Origin of the sequence: Bacillus pfraonensis (assembly GCF_050768835.1) — a bacterium.
In the GTDB taxonomy this organism is placed as follows: Bacteria; Bacillota; Bacilli; order Bacillales; family Bacillaceae_G; genus Bacillus_A; species Bacillus_A pfraonensis.
In genome coordinates, this window is record NZ_JAHCDO010000016.1 from 97,278 (window position 1) to 111,071 (window position 13,794).

Here is a 13,794-nt window from a genome sequence, read left to right on the forward strand (position 1 = left end):
TAGCATTCCTTTTTTATTCCCTACAATCACTATTTTGCATATCTAATCTGTTTCTTTTGCTCCAAAAGATCCAATTCCGGGATTTGCTTCTCCGCCAAAATCAATACTTCTTCGATTAATGATTCCAAATCCTTTATACTGTTTTCTGGATTTCCTATCAAGATATAGGTCATTCGCTTATAAAGTTTTTCAGGTTTTACTGTCATTCGGTCAATATTATAAGGCATCCATTTAAATGCAGGATGATGTACATACATTTTATTAAGACCGAACAAAACGCCAAATATATTCTTCTGCACGTCACAAATTACATCGTATAGCATAAGCCAATCTTTGCGTGTTAAAAGTGCTTCGCGGTTATTCCATCGATTACTTAGTAAAAGATTCTCTGTAACCATCTGTTTGGAAAGTTCTAACGGATATTCTGCGATTCTATCTTTTAGTTTTCTAATTGTTTCTTGCCCATGCAAGCTCACACCATCCTGAACGGAAGCTACAATACATTGTTTCTCATAATCAATTTCATACTTGTCCACTACATCAGAAATAAAATGTTCAACTGTTACAGTTAAAAAGTTACTTATTTCTAATTTAATCCCGTCTTTCGTTACATAAGATTCCGACCACTCTTCCTCTTCATACGGATGATACGCCAAAATGGTACCACCGACATTTTTAATAGGCCCTTCGCGTTCTTCATCTTCTGGCGGTGCTGACCATAAAATATGCAACTCTATATCTGAATTTTCATCTTGCCAGTTTCTTGATACGGATCCTGCCAAAAGAATTGCTTCTACTTTTGGATTTTGTTTATAGATTTCTGCCATATCTATCGCTTTTTGCACTAAATTCATGTGATTTCCTCCATGTTTGATTGTCCCTTTATATATTTTTCTTTGGCATTACTACAATGTTTCTATTTATAGATTAATAGAAATTCATTACCACATCAACTAATCGTCTTTTATTTCTGAATATTATTAATAAAAATCTCTTCGTTTCCAGGTGTATAAACAGAAAAAAGGATATATACTCCTATATTGAGCATAGTATCCTCCTCTTCATTATCTATTGATATATCCTATTAAACAACTAACAAAAATAAAAATAGAAATTTCGCTTCACAGCCCGTCCCTTTTACAAATAGCCATTTTGCTCGCACCATTCATGAAATTGCCCTACATCTACTCCTACTAAAACGATATCTTTTAATTCTACATCGATTATTTGATCATCAATAACAATAATAAAACTCGTTCCTTCCGTTCCTTCCGTTTTTTCTTTTTGCTTTACAATTCCAATTCGATTTCGGTACGGTCCATCTTTTACATATGCTTTTTGTCCTGTAATATCAAAATTCAAGATTCTCACCTCTTTTACTACGCTCAACTTGAAAATACACTTCCTTTCATTGCACTATTTCTGTATATATATGATGAAAAAGTAAAAGAGTCCTTCCTTTATTACAATTATTTTTTCTTTATTTCATTTTGATAAATTATACGTAAAAATTGTGCAAACAAACACTTGGAAGCGTTTTCTTAACCTTTTTTCATGTTATAATAGAAAAGCAGAACTGCGTAAAGAGGGAGAAAAATGGATATAACAATTATTACAAAAGTAATCGAAGCATTAAAATCATACGGATTTCAAGATGTAACATACTGTGAAGAAACCAAACAATTTTCATTTCATAACCAAACCGATATCATGAGCGGCTATGCAGAAATAACATACAGCAGCCAATTCGAAAAGTTTAACGTGCAAATTCATCCGATTGAAACCCACCATCAAGCAGAGTTACAAGAAGTTGAAAAACACATTCAATCTTGTATCCGAAAAGTCGAGTATTTAAATGCACTTCTTACAGGACAGAAGAAACTAACTGACAAAGTTATTATTATGTAAAAAAAGAACGTGATTATCTCACGTTCTTTTTCATTTTCATTTTCATTATTGTATATTCATCTTCTCTTTCAATTGTAAGCTCGTCACAGCTTCTAATGTATCCATTGCTTCTCCAATTGTCATATCAAAAACTGTCTTATCCTCTATATACGGGAACTGTCTAAAACGTTTTTCAAGCATTTTCACTGCGTCCGCTGAAAATACTGCACTATCTATACCAAATTCTGTTTCAAGAAGAACAATCCAATCTAAAATATGAAATCCTAATCCATTTACAAATGAAATGAGTTTTTCTTCAGGTTGTGAAGATAGAAATACGTAACGTTCCATTTCACTAAAGAGTTCTTCACCTAAAATTTCTGCGAGTTCCTCATCATGTTCACGATTTACGATTTCATCATATCCATAATCATCTACAAGTTCTTCTACTTCTTCCCCGTCCTCACAAAGTAGCTGGCTACGCAGTGCACCTTTTTTGAATTCACTCTTTTGAACAACTTCCAAGAAGCTTGTTTCCCATCCTTGCTCTAAATTCATGTTGATAACTCCTTTATGCTCTCTTTATTTTTAAATATATATTTTGTTTGAAGTTCTCTTTCGCTTTTTGATTACATAGCCTTACATGTTCAGATAAACGAGACGCTTTATATATTTTACCATTCATATAGACATGTGGGTCAATTAAGCGTTCCTTCCCACCTGAGTAACAAATATCATACTCTTGATTATTCTCTTCTAATATTACACTTGGATGTAAAGTAGCCAATACACTCGTTATCTCTTCATCACGACAACATTTCAATTTTTGAAGCAATGCCTCATCATCGCACAAGAAATCTTCAGTATGTATCACATGCTTTTCTAACGCAAGTTGCAAAACTTTTGTTAATACATGATAACTATATGAACCTAATGGATGTAGAAAGAAATCAATTGTTTCTTTGTAATAGACTGTTGTAAACCACTCTGCCGCCTCAATCGTACGAAGGCAGATTTGTTTTTCATGGACAATTAATTGCTTTAAAAATGTAAGGACTTCTTGTTTTGAAATCATTCCATACGTATATAAATCGCGAAGTGTATAATCTATACGATCTGCGCATAGAGCTGGTAGTGGTTGTTCCAATAGCATCCATTGTTCCCAGTTTTGAAGCATTTTAGAATCATATCCATACTTTTTCAAAATGCGTGGGATATCCGATTTTTCAATGACTGTATCAAAAATATGTTCATGATAGTCTTCATCTTTTTTATGTAATACACGATCTACAACGTGTGAAAAAGCAGTATGTGATACATCGTGAAGCAATGCTGCAATTTGTTCCGCTTCTCCTCCGCCCAGCATTTTCACAAGAAGCATAACTCCAATTGAATGCTCATAACGGGTTACATTCCACTCTGGTTTTACAAGAAAGCTCGCTCCAACTTGATGAATTTTTTTCAACCTTTGCATAGCTTCTGATTGTAATAGTTCTTCTAATACACCGTCTATTTCAAAATTACCGTATATAGTATCATAAACCTGCATGATTTATGCGTCTCCTTTATTCATGACGTATGAAATAAACTCCTCCAGTTCTCCTTGAAAAATACTCACTTCTGGTAAATGGTAAAACGTTGTTTGCAGCGGATTGTTTTTATGGTACAAATAGATCTTCTTTTCTAAAGCAATCGCCATACCAAGCTCCGTGTGACTTCCATTTCCACCATCTAATAAAGTGAAACTTTAATTAGTGGGGGTTTTCTTCATCTCCCACTGATTATCAGTCCTCACCAATCGGGCCTTTACGGGCAGTTTATCTCCCACCTAACTTCTTTGCTCCCGCCGAATTTTGAGGTGGGAGTATTACTGCCCTAAAGTAGTGAGATAAAAGTAGAAAAACATCAGCGTTTTGTATCGCTCACTTTTCTGCTTGACCAATCTTCTGTAATTGTGCTCTATTTGTCGCTCTTTCATTTTGAGTCCAATTATATGTATGATGCCACCCCGCCTCTTTCAATTGACTCGCTACAAATTGAACAAGATGTTTATTTTGAAAACCTGATGCAATATAGAAATTCATATGAATTAGCTGCTTATTTATACAAACAGAAGGGAAACTCCTTTTTAGCGCTCACGATAATAATAGAAGAGGAATCTTGTAAAAAAGGCCCCACCTTCAAAACTTATTTTACGTTTAAGTGGTGGGGGGCCTGATGGTCCTCTTTTATTTTTTGTTTTTTATCACTTTCACCGGCTAACATTTCTAACTCAGCCGTTATTTCCGATTTTTGCAAGTTTCGTTCTTGTGAAAATTTCCTTGAAATGTAAACAATAATACTACCAACATACAAAACAAAACATATAATCAGAGCAGTATTTTCAAAGAGACTCAGCTCCAAGACAGTCACTCCTAATCCATTCATATTTTCACGCTCAAAGAACTGGAATTTCCCTATTAAATCTCTGTTATTGTAACATAAATACAGTAATTCTTCGAACCTTTCATTCTACTAAAAAAAGCATGATTTTTTTAGAAATCATGCCTCTGTAATATATTTCATAATGATCTGTACTGCTTCTTTTCCACGATACTTCTTTAATTCTTTTTTATACTTTGCACAATTATAATTTAAATCTTGTATATGTTCCATAAGGGATGTCGCTGTTACATTTTCTTCATATAACACCGATGCATACCCTTGTCTTTCAAACGATTGTGCATTTAAAATTTGATCTCCGCGGCTTGAAGCTTTCGGTAATGGAATTAAAATCATCGGTTTTTGCAATGTTAAAAATTCAAAAATCGCATTTGATCCAGCACGTGAAATGACAAAATCCGTTGCCCCTAATACATCTGGTAATTCTCCGTGTATATATTCAAATTGTCTATACCCTGTCATGCCTTGTAACGTCTCATCTAAATTTCCTTTTCCGCATAAGTGAACAACTTGATAATTTTCAAGAAGCTCTGGCAATGCTTCTCGTACTGTTTCATTGATTTTCTTTGCACCTAGGCTTCCGCCCATAACCGTGATTACCGGTTTTCTAGCATGAAACCCAAGAAATTGTAATCCTGTTTCACGATTTCCACCAACAACCTCTTCCCTCACAGGTGAGCCCGTATAAACCACCTTTTCTTTCGGCAAATGCTGCGCAGCTTCTTCAAACGTAACAAATATTTTCGAAGCAAAGCGAAGTGCAATTTTATTCGCTAGTCCTGGTGTCATATCAGACTCATGTAATAAAACTGGAACACGATTTAACCATCCACCAATTACTACTGGTACAGATACAAAACCACCCTTTGAGAAAATAACATCCGGTTTTAATTTTCGTATTCGCACATAAGCATCCATGACACCCTTCAGAACAAGAAAAGGATCTTTTATATTTTTCAAATCAAAATAACGGCGCAACTTTCCGCTCGCTATACCATAGTACGGAATTCCCTCGTTCTCAATAATCGTTTTTTCAATCCCTTGATAAGAACCAATATAAGAAATATCCCAATCCTTTTCTTTCAGATGTGGAATAATTGCTAAATTAGGTGTCACATGTCCAGCCGAACCACCGCCTGTAAAGACTATTCTTTTCATTTGTCTCCCCCTTCTACACTATAGTACACTAAAATATCGTGCTTCGGGGTGAGCAAATACCATTGCCGTTACAGATGCTTCTGGCTCCATCATAAATCCTTCTGTTAGTGAGATTCCAATTTCTTCTGGTTGAATTAAGCGAAATAGTTTTTCTTGATCAGCAAGCTCTGGACAAGCTGGATAACCAAAAGAAACACGAATCCCTTGATATTTCGTACGGAATCGTTCTTCCATCGTCATCTCCGGTGAATCTGGAATTCCAAAACGATCACGAATTAACATATGTGTCTTTTCAGCAAGACCTTCTGCCAATTCTAATGCCAATGATTGGATAGCATGACTACGTAAATAATCCCCTTTCTCCTTCCATTCTTCCGCAATATCACGAACACCTTGCCCAACTGTAACAGATAAAAAGGCGACATAATCCATTTTATCTCCGACCGGTCTTAAATAATCTCCTAATGTACGGTACGGTGCTTTCCCTTGTCTTGGGAATGAGAAACGCTCTAGTACACGTGTGTGATCTTCTGGGTCATAAATAATAATTGTTTGTCCATCACTTTGAGCAGGAAAAAATTGATAAACAGCTTTTGGACGCAGCCAAGATTGACCTTCCCCCAGTAGTTCATCAATTAAATTATTTAATTCATGCGCCCGTTTATCTCCTTCCCTAAGCAATTTTTTCACATTTCCTTTTAAACCAAGATGATGCCCAATTAACATTTGTCTATTTAAAAATGGCGCAAGATGTGAAACTGGGATATCACGAAGTACGACCCGCTTTGTTGAATCTGGTATCATAACCTCCGCTGGTGCCAATGGTTCGATTACAACTGGCAGTTCCGCTTTTTTCTCCTCTTGTTTCACAACAACATGAAGATGATGATTCTTTTTTTCCTGCTTCAATTTTTCCCGTTCTTCTTCTTTTTGTAATCGATTGATAAGGTCCAGTCCGGTCATCGCATCGCTTGCATATAACACAAGTCCATTATAAGAAGGTGAAATACGGTTATCGGTAAACTTTCTTGTCAATGCTGCACCACCTACAACAATTGGAATATTAATATTTGCCGCTTGTAAATCTTCAGCAGTTGCTACCATTTGTTGTGCCGATTTTACTAATAATCCGGAGAGCCCAATAATATCTGGTTTCTTTTCTTTTACCTCTTGAACAATGCGATCAGAGCGGACATTGATTCCTAAATTGACAATATCATAGCCATTATTAGATAAAATAATTTCTACCAAGTTTTTGCCAATATCATGTACATCACCCTTTACAGTTGCTAGTAATACTTTTCCTTTTTTCGCACTATCACTAGATTCCATATAAGGCTCTAAATATGCTACAGCTGCTTTCATACTTTCTGCACTTTGCAGGACTTCAGCAACAATAAGCTCATTGTTATTAAATAAACGACCTACTTCGTCCATCCCTGTCATAAGCGGACCGTTAATAATATCAAGTGGCTTTCTTCCTTCTGTAAGCGCGAGACTTAAATCTTCTTGTAATCCTTGCTTTGTTCCTTCTATAATGTAATTTGCTAACCTTTCATCAAGTGTTAATATTTCTTGTATGACCGCTTCTTTTTTCTTCGCAACCCGATAAAAGTTTGTAAATTCTTCTAGTGTTTCTTTCGTTGTTTCGAATAATAGTGCATCTGCGAGTCCCTTTTCCTCTTCTGGAATGGATGCATAGCGTTCTAGTTTTTCAGTATTCACAATCGCATAATCAAGTCCAGCCTTTGTTGCATGATATAAAAAAACTGAGTTTAGCACTTCTCGACCAGCTGGTGGTAAGCCAAACGATATATTACTTACACCTAAAATCGTTAAACATTCTGGCAGTGCTTCTTTAATAAGACGAATTCCTTCAATCGTTGCTGCTGCAGATCCAATATATTCTTCATCACCAGTTCCTACTGGGAAAACGAGCGCATCGAAAATAATATCCGATGGACGTATACCGTATTTCTTCGTTAATAACTCGTAACTTCTTTTTGCGATTTCTAACTTTCTTTCTGCATTAACTGCCATGCCCTCTTCATCAATTGTCCCAACTACAATTGCCGCACCATATTTCCGGAGAAGCGGCGTCACTTTCTCAAATCGCTCTTCTCCGTTTTCTAAATTAATAGAGTTAATGACACCCTTCCCTTGTATGTACGTGAGAGCTTTCGCCATTACATTCTCATCCGTTGAATCTATCATAATGGGAACTTTTAATACTTTCGTTACTTCTGCCAAAAATCCCCCCATATCTTCCACTTCGTCACGATCTGGATCCGCCATACAAATATCAATAATGTGAGCATTTTTCTTCACTTGCGCCCTTGCAATCTCAGCAGCCTCTTCAAAATTCCCTTCAGCAATTAATCGTTTAAACTTTCTTGACCCAATAACATTTGTTCTCTCACCAACGAATAACGGCCTCATAGAATCATCATATTGCAATGCTTCTAAACCACTAATCCCATGACCTTCTCGCTCATGATTTTCACGTGGCTTGAGAGACTCAAGTGAAGCTTTTATCGCTCGTATATGATCAGGTGTCGTCCCGCAGCAACCACCGATAATATTAATCCAGCCTTCTTCAGCAAACTGCTTCACCTTTTCTGCAAGTGAAGTTGGTGACTCATGATAATGTCCATCCTCGTCTGGAAGACCGGCATTTGGATAACAAGAAGTATAACACTCTGAGAGATCCGACAAAGAACGAATATGTTCTCGCATAAATTCTGGCCCTGTCGCACAGTTTAATCCGACAGATAATGGTTTCATATGCTCAACTGATAAATAAAACGCCTCGATTGTTTGCCCCGCTAACGTTGTCCCCATCGGCTCAATCGTTCCTGAAATCATAAGCGGAACCGTACGATTCGCTTCCATAAATGCTTGCTGAATTCCTAAATACGCCGCTTTCACGTTACGCATATCTTGGCTCGTCTCTACAAGCAATACATCAACGCCACCCCGTAATAATCCACGCGCTTGTCTAGTATAAGCTTCAATTAATTCTTCAAATGTTACACCACCTGTTACACTAATCGCTTTTGTCGTTGGCCCCATCGCACCTGCTACATATACTTCTTTACAGCTCTCACTTACAGCTTGTTTTGCTAAAAACGCCGCCCGTTCATTTAACTCTTCATCTAAATGAGCTAGCTCATAATCATGTAATACGATATTCGTAGCACCAAACGTATTTGTTTCAATAATATCCGCACCAGCTTCAATATAAGCTTTATGGATACCTAAAATAACATCTGGTCTTGTTTTTACTAAGTATTCATTACAACCTTCATATTCTTCTCCACCAAAATCTTCTGCGGTTAAATCCTCCTGCTGAATCATCGTCCCCATCGCACCATCTAATATTAAAATATCATGTTTTAATCTCTCTTCTATCGGTCTCATCAGTTGATTCCCTCTTTCGCTTCTTGCTTTTCTTTCACATACTTAACGAGATTCTCTGTAATTTCATATTTTAAAAATGGTGTAATGAGATAAATACCGTTAAAGTATTTCATCGCAGCATCAATTAACTCTTGTGAAATGCGAATCCCTTCTTCAATTGCCAATTCTTGCGTATCATGTCCATCCATTCGTTGTCTTACTTCTTCAGGTAGTGTAATGCCTGGCACCTCAAAATGGAGAAAGTCAGCATTTCGCTTACTTACTAAAGGCATAATCCCAATAAAAATCGGCTGTTCTAAGTGATTTGTCGCCTCGTATACTTCTTCAATTAAATCTACATCGTAAATAGGCTGTGTTAAGAAATACTCTGCACCAGCTGCAACTTTTCTCTCCATCCTCTTCACCGCTGCTTTTAAATGCCTCACATGCGGGTTAAAAGCTCCTCCAACAGAGAATCTTGTCGCAGAACCAATCGATTTCCCTAAAATAGAACGTCCAACATTCATTTCCTTAATCATTTTAATTAATTCAATAGAAGATAAATCATATACAGACGTCGCTCCTGGAAAATCACCAACACGAGCTGGATCACCTGTTAAAGCTAACACTTCTTCCATTCCTAAAGCTGATAAACCAAGTAAATGGGATTGTAAGCCAATCACATTATGGTCACGGCACGTTAAATGCGTCAGCACTGGAATATCGTGCTTCGTTAATAATGCCCCCATTGCCATATTTGAAATGCGCGGAGATGCTAACGAGTTATCTGCTAATGTAATCGCATCTGCTCCCGCTCTTTTCAATGCCCTTGCCCCTTCAAAAAAACGTTGCGTATCCAATGTTTTTGGGGGATCTAGTTCAACAACAACTGTTGTTTGCTTCTTCGCTTTTTCCGCAAGAGTAACATGGGTGCTAGCACGTTTTGTTTGCATAGGAACCACTTGTTGTCTTGGAGCGATTTGTTTTTCTGTAACAGGCGTTACATTCGCAATCGCACGCTTCATCGCTTCAATATGTGCTGGCGTTGTACCACAACATCCCCCTAACAAACGAATACCTTGTTCAATAAATTTCGGTGTCATCTCTTCAAAATAAGCAGGACTTCCTTCATATACGTAACGTCCTTCTACATAGTTTGGAAGGCCTGCATTTGGATAAGCTGACAAATAACCATTTTTCGGAATCGATATCATTTTAAAAGCTTCCGTCATATGAAGCGGTCCTAACTGACAGTTTAAACCGACTACATTTGCACCGTAATCTAAAAGCTGTTTTAATATTTCATTTACATCATTCCCATTTTGAGTTGTGCCTGCTTCATGAAGAGCTAACTGTGCAATAATTGGAATATCTGTTTGTTTTCGCAGTACTTTCACCGCATGTAGCAATTCGAATTCATCATAAAATGTTTCTAATAATAATCCATCAATCTTTTCTTCTAATAATGCCTCGGCCTGCTCAAGTAACATAAATTCCCGTTCCATATCAGTCGTTGTAACGGCTCCAATATGCTTCATACCACCAATCGTCCCTAAAATAGCATTCTTGTCTGTCACGGCTGCTTTTGCAAGCTTTACTGCTGCTTTATTAATTTTGGTAACCTGATTTTCTAAACCATACATGCGCAATTTTGCTTCATTTGCACCATATGTATTTGTTTGAATAATATCTGCACCGGCAGCTACATATTGTTTATGAATAGATATAATTAAATCTGGATCTGATAGATTTAATTCTTCAAAACTACTTTGCAAACCATGAGAATGTAATAATGTACCAACTGCTCCATCACCGATAATAATTCCTTTTGATAATAAATCTAGAATTTTCACTTGTCTCCCTCTTTTCTATCAATATAAAAACCCCCTCTTCACCTTGAAGAGGGGGACATCATCAATCCTCCTCTTATCATGCAAAACAAATTGTTCTGCAGGTATTAGCACCGTTTCAAACATTTCGTTTGAAGGTTGCCGGGTTTCATAGGGCCTTTCCCTCCACCGCTCTCAATAAGAGTTTATCTTAATTATTAATTTATTTTTTAAAAGGAAATACGTGTACCTTTTAACAATCTTTATTAATTTTCTAATAAACTTATCATGGGACAAACTAAAAGTCAATGAAATTAGCAGGAAGATAAAAAATATTTAAAATAAAGTTGCAATTCAATTATCTTTTGTTGTAAAGTTAAAATCATAATAAAATTTCATACAAATTATTCTTATCTAGAGAGGTAGAGGGACTGGCCCTATGACACCTCAGCAACCATTAACATGTTCGTTAATAAGGTGCTAATTCCAGCAAATTGTGAAAAGATTTGACAGATAAGGAGAAGACTATATTCGCATGAAAGCCTTCTTCTTAGAAGGCTTTTTTTATTTTTTATTTTTTATCAAGGAGGAATTTAACATGTCAACAATCGAAACAAAACTAGCTCAAATCGGGAATCGAAGCGAAACGACTACAGGAACGGTTAATCCCCCTGTTTACTTTTCAACAGCTTATCGTCATGAAGGAATCGGAAAATCAACAGGTTTCGACTATTCACGAACTGGAAACCCAACACGCGGCCTTTTAGAACGCGCAATTGCTGATTTAGAAGAAGCGGAACAAGGATATGCCTGTAGTTCGGGAATGGCAGCGATTCTTCTTGTTCTGTCTTTATTCCGGTCTGGAGATGAACTTATCGTATCAGAAGACTTATATGGGGGAACCTATCGTTTATTTTCAGAACATGAAGAAAAATGGAATATTCGATGTAGATACGTAAATACACAATCTATAAAACAAATAGAACAAGCCATTACTTCTCAAACGAAAGCTATTTTTATAGAAACTCCAACCAATCCATTAATGCAAGTTACTGATATCGCAGCTGTCGCAACTGTTGCCAAACGGCACGGAGTCCTTCTTATTGTAGATAATACATTCTACACTCCCTATATACAACAACCATTAACAGAAGGAGCAGACATTGTTCTTCATAGCGCCACAAAATATTTAGGTGGTCATAATGATGTATTAAGCGGACTTGTCGTTGCAAAAGGCCAAGCGCTTTGTGAAGAACTTGCCCACTATCACAACGCTTCTGGTGCTGTATTAAGTCCATTTGATTCATGGTTATTAATTCGCGGGATGAAAACATTAGCTCTTCGTATGAAACAGCATGAAGAAAATGCAAAGAACATCGTTTCTTATTTAAACGCGGAAGATGGTGTAACCGATGTTTTTTATCCGGGAAGAGGTGGCATGATTTCATTTCGTCTTCGCGATGAAAAATGGATAAATCCTTTCTTACAATCTTTATCTTTAATTACCTTTGCAGAAAGCCTTGGCGGAGTTGAAAGTTTAATGACATATCCAGCAACACAAACACATGCAGATATTCCAGAAGAAGTTCGTACAGCACGCGGCGTATGTAATCGTCTCCTCCGCTTCTCTGTTGGTATTGAAAATGGTGATGATTTAATTCAAGACTTAAAGCAGGCTATTAAACATGTAAAAGAAGGTGTGAGAATATGAGTTATTCTTTAGATACACTCTTACTTCATAACCACTATAAACATGATTCACAAACAGGCGCGGTTAACGTCCCCATCTATAATACATCAACATTTCATCAATTTGATGTAGATACATTTGGTAAATACGACTATAGTCGCTCTGGAAATCCAACACGTGAAGCACTTGAGGACATAATTGCTTTATTAGAAGGAGGAACAAAAGGGTTTGCCTTTGCATCTGGAATTGCAGCGATTTCTACTGCCTTCCTCCTTCTCTCACAAGGCGATCATGTTCTCATTTCAGAAGATGTATATGGAGGAACGTATCGTATTGTAACAGAAGTCCTCTCTCGTTACGGGGTTTCACATACATTTGTTGACATGACAAATTTAGAAGAAGTAAAACAAAATATTAGACAAAATACAAAAGTCTTTTACGTTGAAACGCCATCCAATCCATTATTAAAAGTAACCAACATTCGTGCCATTTGCGAATTAGCAAAATCTGCCGGAGCACTTACATTTGTTGATAACACATTTTTAACACCATTATTCCAAAAGCCACTTGAACTCGGAGCTGATGTTGTGCTTCATAGCGCAACAAAATTCATTGCTGGTCACAGTGATGTTACAGCCGGATTAGCGGTTGTAACAGATGAGGAACTCGCTCAAAAACTTGGTTTCTTGCAAAATGCATTTGGTGCTATATTAGGACCGCAAGATTGTTCTCTCGTTCTTCGCGGTCTGAAAACATTGCACGTACGCCTCGAACACTCAGCAAGAAATACGAATAAAATTGCTCATTATTTACAAAAACACTCAAAGATTCAAAATGTGTATTACCCTGGATTACAATCACACTCTGGCTATGACATACAACAAGAACAAGCCCAATCTGCCGGTGCTGTTTTATCTTTCACGCTTCAATCCGAAGATGCTTTGCGACAATTTTTATCTCAAGTTAAACTTCCTGTCTTTGCAGTAAGTTTAGGAGCTGTAGAATCCATCCTTTCTTACCCTGCAAAAATGTCACATGCAGCACTATCACAAGAAGCACGTAATGAAAGAGGTATTTCTAATTCATTGCTCCGTTTATCAGTTGGCCTTGAAAATGTAGATGATTTAATTGCTGATTTTGAAAATGCACTTTCTTATGTCGAAGAACCTGTGAATGCATAATGATCATCTTAAATGAAATAAAATATAAACAGAACCTAATTTTTAGGTTCTGTTTATATTTCTATTTGCATCGTGTCATATGCAAACATAATATTGAGTCCATTTTTCTGAAGGTCCATTGCAATTTCACTTTAACTGTTATGATTTGTGAAATACGTTTCACCCCCTTGTTTTTTGATTTTCAACATGTTATCCCTTCTTTCCATCC

The 13,794-nt window shown here is 36.7% G+C and carries 11 protein-coding genes, 1 pseudogene and 2 riboswitches; of the genes and pseudogenes, 3 read left to right on the plus strand and 9 right to left on the minus strand.

The window, feature by feature from the left end:
* Positions 1-29: 29 nt before the first annotated feature.
* Together KFD70_RS17130 and KFD70_RS17135 are read right to left on the minus strand one after the other, a co-directional pair.
* Positions 30-854: a DUF4037 domain-containing protein gene (locus KFD70_RS17130; RefSeq protein WP_336450088.1), complete on the minus strand. Its 825-nt coding sequence runs from the start codon at positions 852-854 to the stop codon at positions 30-32.
* 283 nt (positions 855-1,137) lie between these two features.
* Complete coding sequence (locus tag KFD70_RS17135; RefSeq protein ID WP_336450089.1) at positions 1,138-1,362, minus strand: DUF3912 family protein; 225 nt, start codon at positions 1,360-1,362, stop codon at positions 1,138-1,140.
* Between the two features lie 234 nt (positions 1,363-1,596).
* Between KFD70_RS17135 and KFD70_RS17140 the strand changes: the two genes are divergently transcribed.
* A complete protein-coding gene (locus tag KFD70_RS17140) occupies positions 1,597-1,908 on the plus strand; it encodes a hypothetical protein (RefSeq protein ID WP_174099012.1) in 312 nt (103 codons plus the stop codon).
* A 45-nt stretch (positions 1,909-1,953) separates the two neighbouring features.
* Here KFD70_RS17140 and KFD70_RS17145 read toward each other — a convergent pair whose 3' ends face one another.
* The 7 genes and pseudogenes from KFD70_RS17145 to KFD70_RS17175 all read right to left on the minus strand — a co-directional run bounded on the left by KFD70_RS17145 (position 1,954) and on the right by KFD70_RS17175 (position 10,739).
* Positions 1,954-2,445, minus strand: coding sequence for a hypothetical protein (locus tag KFD70_RS17145; protein WP_336450090.1), 492 nt, complete (start codon positions 2,443-2,445; stop codon positions 1,954-1,956).
* Between the two features lie 13 nt (positions 2,446-2,458).
* Positions 2,459-3,436 carry an HD domain-containing protein gene (locus tag KFD70_RS17150; protein WP_336450091.1) on the minus strand — a complete coding sequence of 326 codons (978 nt, stop codon included), beginning with the start codon at positions 3,434-3,436 and terminating at the stop codon, positions 2,459-2,461.
* A gap of 3 nt (positions 3,437-3,439) precedes the next feature.
* Positions 3,440-3,971: pseudogene (locus tag KFD70_RS17155) on the minus strand (group-specific protein).
* A 103-nt stretch (positions 3,972-4,074) separates the two neighbouring features.
* A complete protein-coding gene (locus KFD70_RS17160; protein WP_336450092.1) occupies positions 4,075-4,314 on the minus strand; it encodes a DUF3966 domain-containing protein in 240 nt (79 codons plus the stop codon).
* A gap of 114 nt (positions 4,315-4,428) precedes the next feature.
* Complete coding sequence (murG, locus tag KFD70_RS17165) at positions 4,429-5,487, minus strand: undecaprenyldiphospho-muramoylpentapeptide beta-N-acetylglucosaminyltransferase (protein ID WP_336450093.1); 1,059 nt, start codon at positions 5,485-5,487, stop codon at positions 4,429-4,431.
* An 18-nt stretch (positions 5,488-5,505) separates the two neighbouring features.
* Positions 5,506-8,907: a methionine synthase gene (gene metH / locus KFD70_RS17170; protein ID WP_336450094.1), complete on the minus strand. Its 3,402-nt coding sequence runs from the start codon at positions 8,905-8,907 to the stop codon at positions 5,506-5,508.
* Positions 8,907-10,739 carry a bifunctional homocysteine S-methyltransferase/methylenetetrahydrofolate reductase gene (locus KFD70_RS17175; RefSeq protein WP_336450095.1) on the minus strand — a complete coding sequence of 611 codons (1,833 nt, stop codon included), beginning with the start codon at positions 10,737-10,739 and terminating at the stop codon, positions 8,907-8,909. Before KFD70_RS17175 ends, metH begins: the two co-directional genes overlap by 1 nt.
* A gap of 70 nt (positions 10,740-10,809) precedes the next feature.
* A riboswitch (SAM riboswitch) is annotated at positions 10,810-10,920 on the minus strand.
* Between the two features lie 202 nt (positions 10,921-11,122).
* A riboswitch (SAM riboswitch) is annotated at positions 11,123-11,235 on the plus strand.
* 78 nt (positions 11,236-11,313) lie between these two features.
* Between KFD70_RS17175 and KFD70_RS17180 the strand changes: the two genes are divergently transcribed.
* A complete protein-coding gene (locus KFD70_RS17180) occupies positions 11,314-12,426 on the plus strand; it encodes a methionine biosynthesis PLP-dependent protein (protein WP_336450096.1) in 1,113 nt (370 codons plus the stop codon).
* On the plus strand, positions 12,423-13,586 hold the full coding sequence (metC, locus tag KFD70_RS17185) for a cystathionine beta-lyase (protein WP_336450097.1): 1,164 nt from the start codon (positions 12,423-12,425) through the stop codon (positions 13,584-13,586). Before KFD70_RS17180 ends, metC begins: the two co-directional genes overlap by 4 nt.
* Positions 13,587-13,794 lie beyond the last annotated feature (208 nt).